The following is a 15,860-nucleotide window of genomic DNA, read 5'->3' on the forward strand; positions in this document are numbered from 1 at the left end:
AAGGGGGGGGGGGGGGGGGGAGGGGAAGGTAGCAAGGGGGGGATGGTTTGTGGAAGGGAAAAAGGGAGGGGGAGAAAGGGGGGGGGGGGAGACCAAAACGTCCCCCCCCCTCCTGTCACTTGACGCTAGTTGGTGCCGATCTTCGCCAGCAGGTCCACGATCCGGCCCTGCACCTCGGGGCTCGTCGAGCGCTCGGCCAGGAACAGCACCGTCTCCCCCGCCGCGAGCCGCGGCAGGTCGTCGTGGTCGACGGCGGCCGTGTAGACGACGAGCGGGGTGCGGTTCAACTGGCCGTTCGCGCGCAGCCAGTCGATGATGCCCGCGCGACGACGGCGTACCTGGAGCAGATCCATGACCACCAGGTTCGGCCGCATCTGCGCGGCGAGCGTCACCGCGTCCGCGTCGCTCGCGGCCCGCGCCACCTGCATCCCGCGCCGCTCCAGGGTCGCGGTCAGGGCGAGCGCGATCTCCTCGTGCTCCTCGATCAGCAGGACCCGCGGCGGGTGCTGCTCGCTGTCGCGCGGAGCGAGCGCCTTCAGCAGGATCGCGGGATCGGCCCCGTACGCGGCCTCGCGCGTCGCCTGCCCGAGCCCTGCGGTCACCAGGACCGGGACCTCGGCCGCGACAGCGGCTTGGCGCAGCGACTGCAGCGCGGTCCGGGTGATCGGCCCGGTCAGCGGGTCGACGAAGAGCGCGGCCGGGAACGCCGCGATCTGCGCGTCGACCTCCTCGCGGGAGTGCACGGTCACCGGGCGGTAGCCCCGCTCGCTCAGCGCCTGCTGCGTCGTGACGTCCGGCGCCGGCCACACCAGGAGGCGGCGCGGGTTGTCCAGCGGCTCCGGCGGCAGTTCGTCGTCCATCGGCTGCGGCTGCGGCCGGTTGGCGACCTCGACCATGCCGCCGGGACCGTCGAGCGGCTCGGGGCCCTCGTCGGCGTTCTGGTCGGGGGCACCGATCGCGTAGGAGCGGCCGCCGCCCTCGGACGGGTTCATCGACGACAGCAGCGGCGGCTGCGGCTGCTGCGCGGACTGCGGCTGGGGGTGCGGACGCGCCGCCGTCCCCTGTGCCGGGGTCTCGGTGCCCTCCGGCTGGTCCTGCCGGTTGGACAGCTTGCGCCGCCGTCCGCCCGACGCCGAACCACCACCGAGCGTCTGGCTCTCCTGCGACTGCGGCACACCCTGCGCGGGCGTCGCCCCGGGCCGCGGCGGGGCGGCCTGCTGACCGCCCTGCTGCTGAGCGATCTGCCGCCCGAACGGCACGCCCTGGCCCAGGGTGCGCACGCTGAAGGCGCGGCCCTGCGTCGAGTTGGTGTCACCGGTCGGCGCGGCCGGTTCCTGCGAGGCCTCGGCGGGCAGCGGCTGGGCGGCGGGCAGCGGCTGAGCCACCGACTCCGCGGGCTTCGGCGTGCCCTGGGCGGGCGTGCTCTGCGTCGGGTGCGGCTGCGGCGGGGTGTGGTCGTCCTGCGCCGGATGCCCCGCGGTGGCGTGCTGCTGCTCGTCGGGCAGCGGAAGCGGCAGGGGCTGCCCGCCCGTGTTCTGCGGTACGTCGGTGGTGCCCTGCGGGCCGCCCGGCCGCCGATGCTGCTGTGCGGCGGCGGGGCTCGTCGGCGGTGCCGGCTGGGCCGTCTCGGGCGAACGGTCGGCCTGCGCGGGCGGCAGCGCGAACATCTCGCGCGGGCCCGCCGGCTCGGCCGGTGCCGTGGGGGTCTGCGCGGAACCGAGCGCACGCCGCGCCCGCCGTCCCGAGGGCTGCGCCGGGGCACTCGCGAGTTCCAGCTCGCTGCCCTGGCCCTGGCCCCTGTTCTGCTCGGTGGGGGCGGACGGCAGGGCGGGCAGCGCGGGCTGCTCCTGGCCCTCGGCGCGCCTGGCCCTGCGGCCGGTCGGCGCGGGTACGCCCTGCGGCGGCACCGTGTCGCCCAACGCCGGGGAGCCCGCCGCGTGTTCGGCCGCGGTCCGCACGGAACCCTCGGCCGCCGCACCGCCCGGCGCGGACCGCGCCCGGCGCCGGCCGGTGCCACCGGAGGCCTGCGCCTGCGCCTCCGCCTGAGCGTCCGCCTGCGGCTGAGTCTCTTCCTGAGCCACGTCCTCGTCGGCGGTCACCGACACGGCAGAAGGGCCGGTCGGCTCCGCCGCGGCGGGGGACCCCTCCTCGGCGGCACGCCGTCCGCGCCGCCGCCCGGTGCCCCCGGAAGGGGCAGCTGCGGCGGCCTCGCCCGGCAGCCCGCTCTCCAGGAACGCGTCGACCGAGGGACCGGCGGCCCGGCGCGCACGCCGTCGCCCACCGCCCGCGGCCGAACCGGCCTGCTCCGGCACGCTCGGCCTGGCCTCGTCGGCCACCGGCTCGGGTGCGGACGGCACGGACGGCGCGGGCGGAACCACCCCGGCCCCGCTCCCGATCGGCACTTCGAGCACGTACGCGCTGCCGCTCATGCCCGGCATCTCGTGCGTCTGCAGCACACCGCCGTGCGCCCGCACGATGCCCCGGACGATCGGCTCGTGCACCGGATCGCCACCGGCGAACGGACCGCGCACCTCGATGCGCACGCTCTCGCCGCGCTGGGCCGCGGCCACGACGACGGTGTTGTCGACGTACCCGGCACCGGCCGGCACCCGCGCGTTCCCGGTCGCGTCGATCCCGGCGACGTCGGCGACCAGATGCGCGAGCGCGGTGGCGAGCCGTCCGGCGTCCACCTCGGCCTCTATCGGCGGCGCGTGCACGGCGAACTGCACCCGGCCGGGCCCGATCAGCTCGACGGCCCCGTCGACACCCGCCGCCACGACGGCGTCGAGCATCACCTTCGTACGGGAGAGTTCGCCACCGCCCTCGTCCAGCGACTGGTACGCCAGGACGTTGTCGACGAGCGTCGTCATCCGTGAGTAGCCGGCGGCCAGGTGGTGCAGGACCTGGTTCGCCTCCGGCCACAGCTGTCCCGCGTCGTCGGCGGCGAGCTGGGACAGCTGGTGCCGCAGGTCGTCCAGCGGCCCGCGCAGCGACTGCCCGAGCACGGCGAGCAGCTGCGTGTGCCGGGCGGCCAGGGCCTCGTAGCGGTCCTTCTCGCGCTCGGCGAAGGCGGCACCGCGCTCCCGCTCGGCGGACAGCTCCTCCACGTGCTGTTCGCGCAGGTCCGCGAGCTCGGCGGCCAGTTCGTCGCGCACCCGCGCGAGGTCGGCGTCCCGCTCCGCGCGCTCGTGCTCGGCGGTCTCGTCGCGCCGGGCGATCTCCTCCGCGTGCTCCTCGACGAGCTTGTCGTAGGGGCGGCGGTCGGTGAAGGTCATGACCGCGCCGACCAGTTGGTCCCCGTCGCGCACCGGCGCCGTCGTCATGTCGACGGGCACCTTGGCGCCGTTCTTCGCCCACAGCACCTGCCCGCGCACCCGGTGCTTGCGCCCGGAGCGCAGGGTGTCGGCGAGCGGCGACTCCTCGTAGGGGAACGCCTCGCCGTCGGGCCGCGAGTGCAGTACGAGGTGGTGCAGTTCCTGCCCGCCCAGGTCGCTCGCCCGGAATCCCAGGATCTGCGCGGCCGCGGGATTGACGAGCACGATCCGCCCGTCGGTGTCGGTACCGACGACGCCCTCGGCCGCGGCCCGCAGGATCATCTCGGTCTGCCGCTGCGAACGGGCCAGCTCGGCCTCGGTGTCGACCGTGCCCGACAGATCGCGCACGACGAGCATCAGCAACTCGGTGCCGCTGTAGGAGCCGCCGCCGGTCGCGTACGAGGAGCTGTACGGGTCCACGGCGTCCCGGGCGCCGTCGGCGAGGTTGGCCGAGGTGACCTCGACCGGGAAGTCACTGCCGTCGGTGCGCCGGGCGACCATCCGCGTCGGCTTGGTCCGTCCGCGCTCGTCGGTGACCGTGTCGGGCCGCCGCATCGAGCCGGGGATCAGCCGGGAGTCGAACTCCGGCAGCAGATCGAGCAGTCCGCGCCCGACCAGCGCCGTGCCCGGAGCCTCGAAGGTCTCCAGGGCGATCGAATTGGCATTGACGACGGTTCCGTTGGTGTTGACCAGCACCAATGCGTCCGGAAGCGCATCGAGTATCGCTGCGAGGCGAGCAGCGCCTCGGGATGGCCTGCTGCTCACGACGACGCTTCCTCCCTGATGTACCGCTTTACCGCGACGTGCCGGCCGCGCCAGTCATCTTGCCGCGCGAAGCACAACGTGTCACGGGAGGGAGTCTACGGGCACGGCCTGCGCGCGCGACCCCGGATGAGAGGGAGCCCACGTAGAGGCGACGAAGAGGATGTGGGGATCGCGCGGGGGCGATGTGCTCGGTGGACCCAGGGTCACGGGGCGGTAGCAGGCAGCACGGGCGCCAGTTGCCGCCAGCGCGCGACCTCGCACCCGTTGCTCAGCTTGTACGAGGCGTCGACGGGCCGCCCGTGCCAGGTGCCGGTGATGTGCGCGGTCGCGGGGCCGCCGTAGAGCATCGAGCAGTACGCCCCGGCGGGCACCGGCGCGAACGGGTCGGTGCCGTCCGCCGCGATCCGGTCGAGCGTCGCGCAGGCGGCGGCCGGGTCGCGATGGGTGCCGCCGGCCGGGTCGCAGCGCAGGTCGGACGTGCCGTCGTTGCCGTTGCCCGAGTCGGCGACGGTGACCGTCAGCTCGTCGCGTCCGATCCCGTCCAGGGCGCTGAAGGGGGGCGGCGCGATGTGTCCAGGCCCGGTGTCGGCGTGCGCGGCCGCGGGCAGGGCCGTGAGGGCGGCGACGGTGGCGGCGGACGTGAGCAGGACGCAACGGGAGAGACGACGCAGCAGCATGCCCTGCCTAACGCGGGCACGGCCGCGACGTTGCGCCCCCGCAAAGGGCTTTGCTCTGCGGCCCGACCTCCTAGTACCGTGGGAGCCGATTGGTGACACGGCGCTCAGCTGTGTCATCATCTGCACGCAGCCGCTCGCGTTCGCGCAGGCGGGATGTGCTGGAGGCGTCGCCTAGTCCGGTCTATGGCGCCGCACTGCTAATGCGGTTTGGGACTTAAATCCCATCGAGGGTTCAAATCCCTCCGCCTCCGCAGCAAGATCCGAAGCCCCGGTCCACCAGGACCGGGGCTTCGCTGTGTCTGGGGCGCCTGGGATGCGTTTTCGCAGGTCACAAGCGGTGTGGCTAACGGATTTCACATGACGGCGGCAGTCATGTAATGTTCTTCTTGTCGCCGGGACGGGCCGAAAGGCCGGGAACTAAGACAACGACAAAAGAACAAACAAGCACTCGTAGCTTAACGGATAGAGCATCTGACTACGGATCAGAAGGTTGCAGGTTCGAATCCTGCCGAGTGCACACTGACAGAAGGCCCCGCCGGTTCTCCGGCGGGGCCTTCTGCTGTTTGCCTCAGGCTGTGTGGGTCGCCACGGCGTCGACGAGGGTGGGCCAGAGTTCGCGGGGGCGGTCGTGGCCCATGTCGGGGAGCAGCAGGAGTTCGGCGTCGGGGACCAGGGCCGCGGTGCGTTGTCCGCCGCTGGGGGCGATCAGGGTGTCGTCCAGGCCGTGGATCACCAGGGTCGGCACCCGTAGCTCGCGCAGGGCGTCCGCGCGGGAGCCGCTGAGGATCATGGCGCCGAGCTGCCGGGCGATGGCCGTGGGGTGGTGGGCGCGGTCGTAGGCGGCGGCCGCCGCCTCGCGCAGTACCGCGGGGTCGCCGTATCGCTTGGAGGCCCAGACCAGTTCTCTCTCCGCCGCCGCGATGTACCCCGCGCGATCGGCGGGCTTCGGGCCGAAGAGCACGGCCTGGGCCTCCGGGCTGGCCGCGCCGTACTCGCTCTCGCCGGTGGAGGACATCATCGACGTCAGGGTCAGGACCCGCTCGGGGGCGGAGAGGGCCATCGTCTGGGCGATCATCCCGCCCATCGAGGCACCCACCACGTGGGCGCGCTCGATGCCGAGCGCGGTGAGCAGGCCGAGGCCGTCGTCGGCCATGTCGGTGAGCCGGTAGGGAACCATCGCGAGGGCGGCGGGGATGTCTCCCGAGGTCACCGCGGCGATGAACGCGCCCATGTCGACGGGGTGGTCCTCGAACCGGGTGGACAGCCCGCAGTCGCGGTTGTCGTACCGGATGACGTGGCGTCCGCGGTCCGCCAGCATCCGGCAGAAGCCCTCGTGCCAGGAGATCATCTGCGCCCCGAAGCCCATCACCAGCAGGACGGCGGGGTCGGCGGGGTCACCGAACGTCTCGTAGGCGAGCGACACTTCGGGGGACACGTCAATGATCGACATGGAGGGAGCGTGACACGGCGCGTCGCGGGGCGCACTCGGGATTCCGGCGCGCTCAGTCCAATTGCTGGGCCAGGCCGACGATGATGCCTTCCGGGCCGCGGACGTAGGCGAGCAGGTAGCTGTCCTCGAAGCGGGCGATGTCGCCGAGGACTTCGGCGCCGTGCGGGCTCAGGCGGGCGACCGTGGACTCCAGGTCGTCGACGGCGAACATGACGCGGTGGGTGCCCAGGATGTTGTGGGGGCGGTCGCGCGGCTCGGGGCCGATGGCCTCGGGGGTGCGGTACTTCGAGAGTTCGAGCCGGCTGTGGCCGTCGGGGGTGCGGAGCATCGCGATGTCGCAGTGGACGCCGTCGAGCCCGGTGCACCGGTCGGCGACGGGGCCCTTGACCTCGGCCCTGCCCTCCAGCTCCATGCCGAGTTCCTCGAAGTACGCGATGGCGGCGTCCATGTCGTCGACGACGATGCCCACGTTGTCCATCCGCTGAATCGCCATGCCGGTCTCCCTTGCCTCGTGCGTCCGCTGTCGGTCGCTGTTGTACCCGGGACGGAGCCGGTGGGGCGTTCTCGACATCCCGGGGAGGCGCGATCCGGTCAGGCGATGGCCCGGCGGGTGGCGCTGATCGTCGCCGAGACCGTCGCCGTCGCGGCCAGGGTGCCGAGGGCGATGAGGACGACGCCGACCATGAAGAGGCCGCTGGAGTCGTCCGACCAGTCGTAGGCGGCCGCCGCCGTCAGTCCGGCCGTGGTGCCGAGGGTCGCCGCCGCGGCGTGGTGGCGGGAGGCCGCCCAGTAGACCGGCGCCAGCAGGGTCAGGACCAGGCCGATCACCTGCCAGGCGGCGTACGGGCCGGTCGTCGAGCCGTCGGGGTGGACGTCGCGGTGCTGGTCCCAGCCGAGCCAGGCGGCCCAGGCGATCAGGGCCGTCGCGGCCGGGACGAGGGCGGTGAGCAGGTGTTCTTTCTTCATGTCGTCGAGTGTCGGGCCGGGCGGCGCCGCAGAGGAGAGCGCACGTACTCAGGAGGTACTCAAAGCCGCGTTGTCGGCATTGTCAGTGGGCTGCGCCATCCTGGACGTATGACGTGGTGGTGCACCGGGATGCGATGGCGTGGGGGCGGGCCGGGCATGGGGTGGACGGGGGACGGGGGTGCTGAGCGGGAGAGCGTCGTGCGGTTCGGGGAGAGCGTGGCGTTCCGGATCGCGGGGCCGAGACGGTGCCTGGGCGTGTGGCGCGGCGGGCGGCGCAGCGCGTGCCCGGGGTGGGCCGATGTGCCGGTGCGGGGGACACGGGCGCAGTGCGCGGAGTGCGCGGGGATCGACCGGGCGCAGTCCGTGGCCGCCGACACGATCGCGGACGATCCGCGGCCGTACCACGTGTATCTGGCGTGGTTCGGGGACGGACTGGTGAAGGTGGGGATCACGGGGGTGGCCAGGGGCAGCGCGCGGCTGCTGGAGCAGGGGGCCGTCGCGTACACCTGGCTGGGGCAGGGGCCGCTGATGGCCGCGCGGCGGGCCGAGGAGTTGCTGCGGGTGGCTCTCGGGGTGCCGGACCGGATCCCGTACGGCACCAAGCGGATCGTGCGGGCCACGGTGGTGACGGGGCATGCGCGGGCCGAGCTGGGCCGGGCGCACGAGGTCGCCGTGGGGCTCGGCGGCTGGCCCGAATCGCTGGCGCGGCTGCCCTGTGAGGTCGTCGGGCACGAGGAGGTGTTCGGGCTCGGCGCCGTGGACCGGGTGGACGCCGTCGTGAGCGGTCTGGGCGAAGGGGCCGTGGTGGCGGGGCGCGTGGTGGCCGCCGCCGGGCCCGATCTGCATCTCGTCGAGGCCGGCGGGCGGCGGCTCGTGGTGGATACGCGGGTGCTGGCCGGGTGGCCGCTGGTGGGGGCCGGTGACGGGGCGGCCGGGACGGGGGTCGAGGTGCGGGAGATGCCCGCTGTGCAGGGCGGGTTGTTCTAGGGGCCGTCACCCCCTGGGCGCGGCGAGGGTGTGGACAGGGAGGAGGGCGCGGGTGACCGTAGGGGGATGAGTGATCACGCCGAGGCGCCCGGGGCGCCGTTGCCGGCCTTTGAACTGCCGTACTACGTGGTGGTGTTCAGCTCCGTACGGACCGCGGGGGACCGTGGGTACGGGGAGACCTCCGACCGGCTGGACGCGTTGGTGGCGGAGGTTCCGGGATATCTCGGGCACGAGTCCGCGCGGACGCCCGGCGGGCTCGGGATCACCGTCGGGTACTTCCGGGACGTGACGGCCATCGAGGAGTGGCGGTCCATCGCCGCGCACCGGGACGCGCAGAAGCAGGGGCGGGCCGAGTGGTACGAGGGGTACACGGTGCATGTGGCCAAGGTCGAGCGCAGCCACGGGTTCGTCCGTGACTAGCCCCGACACCTCCGCTTCCGGCCCCGCCGTGCCCGAAGACGTGTCCGAAGACGTACCCGAAGCGGAGCGTGTCGCCGGGTTTCTCGCGCGGCACGGGCTGCCCGGGCTCGTCGACGTGCACACGCACTTCATGCCCGAGCGGGTGCTGCGCAAGGTGTGGGCGTACTTCGACTCGGCCGGGCCGCTGGTCGGGAGCGAGTGGCCGATCACGTACCGGGAGGAGGAGGACCGCCGGGTCGCGCGGATGCGGGAGTTCGGAGTCGTCGCCTTCACGTCGATGCTCTATCCGCACAAGGCGGGGATGGCCGAGTGGCTGAACGGATGGGCGGCCGATTTCGCCCGGCGTACGGACGGCTGCCTGCACACGGCGACCTTCTTCCCCGAGCCGGGGGCGGAGGACTACGTGCGGCGGGCGATCGAGGACGGGGCGCGGATCTTCAAGGCGCACGTCCAGGTCGGGGCGTACGACCCCACCGACCCGCTGCTCGACCCGGTGTGGGGCCTGCTGGCCGAGGCCGGGGTGCCCGTCGTGACGCACTGCGGGTCCGGGCCCGCGCCCGGCAAGCACACCGGGCCCGAGCCGATGGCGCGGGTACTCGAACGCCATCCCCGGTTGCCGCTCGTCGTCGCGCACATGGGGATGCCGGAGTACTCGGAGTTCCTGGATCTGGCCGAGCGGTACCGGGAGGTGCGGCTCGACACGACGATGGCGTTCACGGACTTCGTCGAGCGACGCTCGCCGTTCCCCGAGAAGGAACTGGGGCGGCTGGTCGAGCTCGGGGACCGGGTGCTGCTCGGCAGCGACTTCCCGAACATCCCGTATCCGTACGCGCATCAGCTGGAGGCGATCGAGCGGCTCGGTCTCGGGACGGAGTGGGTGCGGGCCGTCTGTCACGACAACGGCGCACGGCTGTTCCTCCGCTGAGGCCATGAGGCCATGAGGCCATGAGGCCATGAGGCCATGAGGCCCCGCCGCTGTGGGACGCCGCTGACCTGCTGTTTTCGCAGCGCCTGCGGGATTCCTCAGAGGCAGCTGTGTGTTTCTCAGGGTATTCACAGGTAAGGAAAAGGGTGCTCTCAGAGGGCCGCCGCATGGTTGCAACATGACCGCGACCTCGCCCCAGGGGCGTACCGAACTGCTGAGGCCGGACGGAAGCCCCGTCCGGGTGCTTGTCGTGGACGACGAGCAGTCGATCACCGAGCTGTTGTCCATGGCGCTGCGCTATGAGGGCTGGCAGATCCGTACCGCCGGTGACGGGTCCGGAGCCGTGCAGAACGCACGTGAGTTCCGGCCCGACGCCGTCGTGCTCGACATGATGCTGCCCGACATGGACGGACTGAGCGTGCTCGGGCGGCTGCGCCGTGAGCTGCCCGACGTCCCCGTTCTCTTCCTGACCGCCAAGGACGCCGTCGAGGACCGGATCGCCGGGCTGACGGCGGGCGGCGACGACTACGTCACCAAGCCGTTCAGCCTGGAGGAGGTCGTCGCGCGGCTGCGCGGACTGATCCGGCGCACCGGCGCCGCCGACCGGCGCAGCGATTCCGTGCTGGTCGTCGGCGACCTGATGCTCGACGAGGACAGCCACGAGGTGTCGCGCGGTGGCGCCAACATCCATCTGACCGCCACCGAGTTCGAGCTGCTGCGCTTCCTCATGCGCAATCCGCGGCGCGTGCTCAGCAAGGCGCAGATCCTGGACCGGGTGTGGAGCTACGACTTCGGCGGCCAGGCCAACGTCGTCGAGCTGTACATCTCCTACCTGCGACGGAAGATCGACGCCGGGCGTGAGCCGATGATCCACACCCGTCGGGGCGCCGGATATCTGATCAAGCCCGCCGCCACCACGGTGTCGTGACCCGGAGCGGACGCCGCAGGCGCGGGGCGCGGGGTCCGCGGACGCTGCGGACCCGGCTCGTCGTGTCGGCGATAGCGCTGATCGCGGTCGTCGCCGCGGTGATCGGGACCGTGACCACGGTGGCGGTGAGCAGTTCGCTGTACGAGCGGCTCGACACCGACCTGGAGTCGATCTCCAAGCGGGCGGCCGATCCGCCCGGGAACATCGGCCACGTCGGGCAGCAGCAGTTCCAGCCTCCCGACACCGAGAACGTCAACGAGGATCTGCGCTGGGTGGTCGGCGGTGGCTCGCCGAACAACACCGTCGGCGCCGTCGTCGAGAACGGCGAGGTCGCCAAATCGGTGCGGGGTCTGGGCGGTACGGACACCGCCAAGCTCACCAGCACTCAGAAGAGCGAGCTCGCGGCCGTCTCCCAGGACGGTGACATCCACAGCACCGATCTGACCGGTCTCGGAACGTACCGGGTGAAAACGGTGCAGTCCGAGGACGGCGGCATCGTCGTCGTGGGCATCCCCGCCACCTCGGTCCAGGACACCGTCCGAACCCTGATCATCGTCGAGCTGTCGGTCACCCTCGCGGGGCTCGTCGCCGCGGGCATCGCCGGTGCCGTGATGGTCGGCGTCAACCTGCGCCCCCTGCGCCGGGTCGCCGCCACCGCCACCCGCGTCTCCGAACTCCCCCTGCACACCGGCGAGGTGACCCTCTACGAACGGGTGCCCGACGCCGAGGCCGATCCGAGGACCGAGGTCGGCCAGGTCGGGGCCGCGCTCAACCGCATGCTCGACCACATCCACGGCGCGCTGCACGCCCGCCAGCAGAGCGAGACGCGGGTCCGGCAGTTCGTCGCCGACGCCAGCCACGAGCTGCGCACCCCGCTCGCCTCCATCCGCGGGTACGCCGAACTGACCCGGCGCGGCCGCGAGGAGGTCGGCCCCGACACCCGGCACGCGCTGAGCCGGATCGAGTCGGAGGCGCACCGCATGACGGGCCTCGTCGAGGATCTGCTGCTGCTCGCGCGGCTCGACTCCGGGCGGCCCCTCTCGTACGAGCCGACCGATCTGTCGCCGCTGGTCATCGACGTGCTCAGCGACGCCCGCGCGGCCGGCCAGGACCACAAATGGCGCCTTGAACTGCCCGACGAGCCCGCCCTGGTGCTCGCCGACTCCGCACGCCTGCAACAGGTCCTCGTCAATCTCCTGGCCAACGCGCGGACCCACACGCCGCCCGGCACCACCGTCACCGCGCGCGTGCACCGGCACGGGCCCTGGGTCTGTGTCGACGTACGCGACGACGGTCCCGGCATCCCCGCGGAGCTGCTGCCGCACGTCTTCGAACGGTTCGCCCGGGGGGACTCCTCCCGGTCGCGCAAGGCCGGGTCCACCGGGCTCGGGCTCGCCATCGTGCAGGCCGTCGCGGCCGCGCACGGAGGGGCCGTGACCGTGGACAGCGGGCCCGGCCGCACCGTGTTCACCGTGCACCTGCCGGCCTACGACGAGCCGGTCAGCGCGCTGCCCGCGGACGCCGACGCGCTCTTCACCCCCGTACAGGTGAGCGCACAGCCGGACTCACAGGCAGCCCAAAGGTCCACCACACAGCGCTAACAGGGGAGTTGGCGAGTGTCAATGGCATGCGAACCGACTCTTCTCCGGGCATCGACCCCACCGCCGCGAATCTCGGCGCGCTGCCTGCGCGGGAGCACCTGCCCGTGGGCAGCGGCCTCGGCAACGTGCCCGTGCTGGACGTCGTCATTCCGGTCTACAACGAGGAGACGGACCTCGGTGAGTGCGTGCGCAGACTCCACGCCCACCTGGTCCGCACCTTCCCCTACCGCTTCCGCGTCACGATCGCGGACAACGCCTCCACCGACACCACCCCGCAGGTGGCGCACCGGCTCACCGTCGAGCTGCAGGGCGTCCGCTACTTCCGGCTCGAACAGAAGGGCCGCGGCCGCGCCCTGCGCACCGTGTGGTCCGCGTCCGACGCGCCGGTCCTCGCCTACATGGACGTGGACCTGTCCACCGACCTGAACGCGCTGCTGCCGCTGGTCGCCCCGCTCATCTCCGGCCACTCGGACCTGGCGATCGGCTCGCGCCTCGCCCGCTCCTCGCGCGTGGTGCGCGGCCCCAAGAGGGAGTTCATCTCCCGGGCCTACAACATGATCCTGCGGGGCTCGCTCCAGGCCCGCTTCTCCGACGCCCAGTGCGGCTTCAAGGCGATCCGGCGCGATGTCGCGCAGGTGCTGCTGCCGCTGGTCGAGGACACCGGCTGGTTCTTCGACACCGAGATGCTCGTGCTCGCCGAGCGCGCCGGGCTGCGGATCCACGAGGTGCCCGTCGACTGGGTCGACGACCCGAACTCGACCGTGCACATCGTGAAGACGGCCACCGACGACCTGAAGGGCGTATGGCGGGTGGGCAAGGCCCTTGCGACCGGCTCCCTGCCGCTCGACCGGCTCGCCCGCCCGTTCGGCGACGACCCGCGCGACCGCCGGCTCCCGGGCGTGCCGAAGGGGCTCGCGCGGCAGCTGGTCGGGTTCTGCGTGGTCGGCGCGCTCTCCACGCTGTTCTATCTCCTGCTGTACTCCGGCTTCCGTACGTTCTCGGGGTCGCAGATCGCCAACGCGCTCGCCCTGCTGGTGTCGGCCTTCGCCAACACCGCGGCGAACCGGCGCCTCACCTTCGGAGTGCGCGGCCGCGACAAGGCCGTCCGCCACCAGGCGCAGGGACTCGTCGTCTTCGGCATCGGCCTCGCGCTGACCAGCGGTTCGCTGGCCGCCCTGAACGCCGCGTCCACCGACCCCGCGCACTCGACCGAACTGGCCGTACTCATCGCGGCCAACCTCGCGGCGACCGTGCTGCGCTTCCTGCTCTTCCGGGCCTGGGTGTTCCCCGCCGAGCGCACCCCCGACCCCACCGCCCCGACCGCCCCCACCCTCACCACCGTCTCGACCCCTCAGGCTCCGCGGGCCTGGGACGACGATGCCACCGCGCGGATGACGCCGGTCGGCACGCACGACCCCTACCTCGACCCCAGGGAACAGCGATGACGACCACCACCGACCTGACGACAGCCGGTTCGAGTTCGAGTACGAGTACGGGCCCGCCGTCCGCCGCGCCGGGTGAGCCCGGCGGTGGACACGGCGGCGGGGGCCACGGCCGGCCCCGGGACCGGTTCCTGACGCGGGTGTGGCGCGGGCGGCCGGGGGACGCGCGCTGGGTGCGTCCCGCCTTCCTCGGGCTGCTCCTCGTCATCGGCCTCGCCTACCTCTGGAACCTCTCCGCCTCCGGCTACGCCAACTCCTTCTACTCGGCGGCCGTCCAGGCGGGCAGCGAGAGCTGGAAGGCGTTCTTCTTCGGCTCGTCCGACGCGGCCAACGCCATCACCGTCGACAAGCCCCCGGCCGCCCTGTGGCCGATGGCCCTCTCCGTGCGCCTCTTCGGACTGAACTCGTGGGCGATCCTCGTCCCCGAGGTGCTGATGGGCGTCGCCACGGCCGGTGTGCTGTACGCGGCCGTGCGCCGCCGGTTCAGTGCGGCAGCGGGCCTGATCACCATGGTGGTGTTCGCGACGGTGCCGGTCGCCGCGCTGATGTTCCGGTTCAACAACCCGGACGCGATCCTCGCGCTGCTGATGACCGTCACGGTCTACTGCGTGCTGCGCGCCATGGAGCGGGGCCGCACCAAGTGGCTGGTGTGGGCGGGCGTCGCGGTGGGGCTCGCGTTCCTCGCCAAGACGCTCCAGGCCTTCCTGATCCTGCCGCCGCTGGCCCTGCTCTACGGGGTCTTCGGCCCGACCCGGCTGCGCAGGCGGCTCGGTCAGCTGGCCCTCGCCGGGCTCGCGATGGTCGTCGCCGGGGGCTGGTGGGTGGCGATCGTCGAACTGTGGCCGGCGTCCTCACGCCCGTACATCGGCGGCTCCCAGAACAACTCGTTCCTCGAACTCACCTTCGGCTACAACGGACTCGGCCGGATCAACGGCGACGAGACCGGCAGCGTCGGCGGCGGTGGCGGCGGCGCGGGCGGTGGCACCGGGCAGTGGGGCGAGACCGGGCTCGGCCGGATGTTCAACTCCGAGATCGGCAGCCAGGTCTCGTGGCTGCTGCCCGCCGCGCTGATCCTGCTCGTGGCCGGCATCGTGCTGACCTGGCGGGCGAAGCGGACGGACACGGCACGCGCCGCGTTCCTCGCGTGGGGCGGCGCGCTGGTCACCACCGCGCTGATCTTCAGCTTCATGGCCGGCATCTTCCACCAGTACTACACGGTGGCCCTGGCCCCCTACCTCGCGGCCGTCGTCGGCATGGGCGCCGCCGTGCTGTGGGAGGAGCGGTCCCTGATCGGCTGGTCCGTGACGCTGGGCGCGGCCGTCGCCGCCTCGGCGGTCTGGGGGTACGTGCTGCTCGGGCGCACGCCGGACTATCTGCCGTGGCTGCGCTGGGCCGTGCTGATCGGGGGACTGGTGGCCGGGCTCGGGCTCGCGCTCGCCGGGCGGCTCAATCGCCGACTCGCGCTGGGGGCGGCCGGTCTCGGGCTCGCCGCGTCGCTGGCCGGGCCGACCGCGTACACCGTGTCCACGCTGAACACCGGGCACTCCGGGTCGATCGTCACGGCCGGGCCCTCGGGGGCCAGCTCCATGGGGTTCGGTGGGGGTGGTGGCGGTGGCGGTGGCGGCCAGGGTGGTCCTGGTGGCGGCGGTCAGGGTGGCCAAGGTGGCCAGGGCGGTCAGATGGGGCAGCCTCCGACCGGTGGCACCGGCAAGGGCAACGGCGGCCAGCAGGGTGGCTTCCCCGGTGGCGGGATGCCCGGACAGAGCAAGAGCACCACGGGTGGCATGCCCGGCATGGGTGAACGCGGTGCCGGTGCCGGTGCCGGGGGCGGTGGTGGCATGGGTGGCCTTCTCAACGGCGCCGAGGTCAGCTCCAAGGCCGAGAAGCTTCTGGCGGAGGATGCCGGGGACTACACCTGGGTGGCGGCCACGGTCGGTTCGCAGAACCAGGCGAGTTACCAGCTGGCCACGGGTGACCCGGTGATGGCTGTCGGCGGTTTCAACGGTACGGATCCGTCGCCGACGCTGGCCCAGTTCAAGCAGTACGTCGCGGATGGGAAGATCCACTACTTCATCGGGGGTGGGTCCGGGGCCAGTTCCGGATCGGCGTCGAAGATCACGAAGTGGGTGGAGGCCAACTACAAGAAGGTGACGGTGGGTTCGTCGACCTTCTATGACCTGACCCAGCCCAAGAGCTGATTTCTTCCCCAGCCCCGCCCCTTCCCGAAAGTGACGCTTCGCGTCGGGTGGTTGTACGTCGGCCGACGGCCGGTGGGGGCTGGTCGCGCAGTTCCCCGCGCCCCTGGCAGCGAGCTCCGCTCGCCCAGGGGTGCAAGGGGAAGCTGCGCGAAGCGCATGCTTCAGGGGCGCGGGGAACGGCGCGAGA

General features: G+C 72.5%; 12 protein-coding genes and 2 tRNA genes. 9 read left to right on the top strand and 5 right to left on the bottom strand.

Translation table 11 applies throughout. The features are described from left to right. Positions 1–125: 125 nt before the first annotated feature. Together ACFVDP_RS17110 and ACFVDP_RS17115 are read right to left on the bottom strand one after the other, a co-directional pair. Positions 126–4,079: a PAS domain-containing protein gene (locus ACFVDP_RS17110; RefSeq protein WP_383490026.1), complete on the bottom strand. Its 3,954-nt coding sequence runs from the start codon at positions 4,077–4,079 to the stop codon at positions 126–128. Positions 4,080–4,282: 203 nt separating this feature from the next. Beyond that, positions 4,283–4,756 carry an SSI family serine proteinase inhibitor gene (locus tag ACFVDP_RS17115; protein ID WP_383490029.1) on the bottom strand — a complete coding sequence of 158 codons (474 nt, stop codon included), beginning with the start codon at positions 4,754–4,756 and terminating at the stop codon, positions 4,283–4,285. Positions 4,757–4,916: 160 nt separating this feature from the next. Between ACFVDP_RS17115 and ACFVDP_RS17120 the strand changes: the two genes are divergently transcribed. Beyond that, positions 4,917–5,007: transfer RNA gene (locus ACFVDP_RS17120), tRNA-Ser, on the top strand. Positions 5,008–5,200: 193 nt separating this feature from the next. Further along, positions 5,201–5,273 (top strand) — tRNA-Arg (locus ACFVDP_RS17125). A 51-nt stretch (positions 5,274–5,324) separates the two neighbouring features. Here ACFVDP_RS17125 and ACFVDP_RS17130 read toward each other — a convergent pair. From ACFVDP_RS17130 to ACFVDP_RS17140, 3 genes are all read right to left on the bottom strand, one after another. After that, on the bottom strand, positions 5,325–6,206 hold the full coding sequence (locus ACFVDP_RS17130; RefSeq protein WP_383490032.1) for an alpha/beta fold hydrolase: 882 nt from the start codon (positions 6,204–6,206) through the stop codon (positions 5,325–5,327). Positions 6,207–6,258: 52 nt separating this feature from the next. Beyond that, positions 6,259–6,699: a VOC family protein gene (locus tag ACFVDP_RS17135; RefSeq protein WP_383490035.1), complete on the bottom strand. Its 441-nt coding sequence runs from the start codon at positions 6,697–6,699 to the stop codon at positions 6,259–6,261. A 98-nt stretch (positions 6,700–6,797) separates the two neighbouring features. Then, a complete protein-coding gene (locus ACFVDP_RS17140) occupies positions 6,798–7,172 on the bottom strand; it encodes a hypothetical protein (protein WP_383490038.1) in 375 nt (124 codons plus the stop codon). A gap of 156 nt (positions 7,173–7,328) precedes the next feature. Here ACFVDP_RS17140 and ACFVDP_RS17145 point away from each other — a divergent pair, with 156 nt between their 5' ends. The 7 genes from ACFVDP_RS17145 to ACFVDP_RS17175 all read left to right on the top strand — a co-directional run bounded on the left by ACFVDP_RS17145 (position 7,329) and on the right by ACFVDP_RS17175 (position 15,673). Beyond that, complete coding sequence (locus tag ACFVDP_RS17145; RefSeq protein ID WP_383490041.1) at positions 7,329–8,159, top strand: DUF2797 domain-containing protein; 831 nt, start codon at positions 7,329–7,331, stop codon at positions 8,157–8,159. A gap of 66 nt (positions 8,160–8,225) precedes the next feature. Next, on the top strand, positions 8,226–8,579 hold the full coding sequence (locus tag ACFVDP_RS17150) for an antibiotic biosynthesis monooxygenase family protein (protein WP_383490044.1): 354 nt from the start codon (positions 8,226–8,228) through the stop codon (positions 8,577–8,579). Beyond that, a complete protein-coding gene (locus tag ACFVDP_RS17155; RefSeq protein WP_383490047.1) occupies positions 8,536–9,504 on the top strand; it encodes an amidohydrolase family protein in 969 nt (322 codons plus the stop codon). Before ACFVDP_RS17150 ends, ACFVDP_RS17155 begins: the two co-directional genes overlap by 44 nt. A 178-nt stretch (positions 9,505–9,682) precedes the next feature. Continuing rightward, positions 9,683–10,432, top strand: coding sequence for a response regulator transcription factor (locus tag ACFVDP_RS17160; protein WP_383490050.1), 750 nt, complete (start codon positions 9,683–9,685; stop codon positions 10,430–10,432). Beyond that, positions 10,429–12,033: a sensor histidine kinase gene (locus tag ACFVDP_RS17165; protein WP_383490052.1), complete on the top strand. Its 1,605-nt coding sequence runs from the start codon at positions 10,429–10,431 to the stop codon at positions 12,031–12,033. Before ACFVDP_RS17160 ends, ACFVDP_RS17165 begins: the two co-directional genes overlap by 4 nt. A 26-nt stretch (positions 12,034–12,059) precedes the next feature. Further along, on the top strand, positions 12,060–13,478 hold the full coding sequence (locus ACFVDP_RS17170) for a glycosyltransferase (RefSeq protein ID WP_383490055.1): 1,419 nt from the start codon (positions 12,060–12,062) through the stop codon (positions 13,476–13,478). Continuing rightward, on the top strand, positions 13,475–15,673 hold the full coding sequence (locus ACFVDP_RS17175; RefSeq protein ID WP_383490058.1) for an ArnT family glycosyltransferase: 2,199 nt from the start codon (positions 13,475–13,477) through the stop codon (positions 15,671–15,673). Before ACFVDP_RS17170 ends, ACFVDP_RS17175 begins: the two co-directional genes overlap by 4 nt. The last annotated feature ends 187 nt before the right edge of the window (positions 15,674–15,860 follow it).

Source organism: Streptomyces sp. NPDC057694, assembly GCF_042799415.1.
Taxonomy (GTDB): domain Bacteria; phylum Actinomycetota; class Actinomycetes; order Streptomycetales; family Streptomycetaceae; genus Streptomyces.

What these genes read in the sequence shown, in the direction of transcription:
- ACFVDP_RS17115 (WP_383490029.1), bottom strand. Translation starts at nt 4,756, where the DNA reads ATGCTGCTGCGTCGTCTCTCCCGTTGCGTCCTGCTCACGTCCGCCGCC.
- ACFVDP_RS17130 (WP_383490032.1), bottom strand. Translation starts at nt 6,206, where the DNA reads ATGTCGATCATTGACGTGTCCCCCGAAGTGTCGCTCGCCTACGAGACG.
- ACFVDP_RS17135 (WP_383490035.1), bottom strand. Translation starts at nt 6,699, where the DNA reads ATGGCGATTCAGCGGATGGACAACGTGGGCATCGTCGTCGACGACATG.
- ACFVDP_RS17140 (WP_383490038.1), bottom strand. Translation starts at nt 7,172, where the DNA reads ATGAAGAAAGAACACCTGCTCACCGCCCTCGTCCCGGCCGCGACGGCC.
- ACFVDP_RS17145 (WP_383490041.1), top strand. Translation starts at nt 7,329, where the DNA reads ATGGGGTGGACGGGGGACGGGGGTGCTGAGCGGGAGAGCGTCGTGCGG.
- ACFVDP_RS17150 (WP_383490044.1), top strand. Translation starts at nt 8,226, where the DNA reads ATGAGTGATCACGCCGAGGCGCCCGGGGCGCCGTTGCCGGCCTTTGAA.
- ACFVDP_RS17155 (WP_383490047.1), top strand. Translation starts at nt 8,536, where the DNA reads ATGTGGCCAAGGTCGAGCGCAGCCACGGGTTCGTCCGTGACTAGCCCC.
- ACFVDP_RS17160 (WP_383490050.1), top strand. Translation starts at nt 9,683, where the DNA reads ATGACCGCGACCTCGCCCCAGGGGCGTACCGAACTGCTGAGGCCGGAC.
- ACFVDP_RS17170 (WP_383490055.1), top strand. Translation starts at nt 12,060, where the DNA reads ATGCGAACCGACTCTTCTCCGGGCATCGACCCCACCGCCGCGAATCTC.
- ACFVDP_RS17175 (WP_383490058.1), top strand. Translation starts at nt 13,475, where the DNA reads ATGACGACCACCACCGACCTGACGACAGCCGGTTCGAGTTCGAGTACG.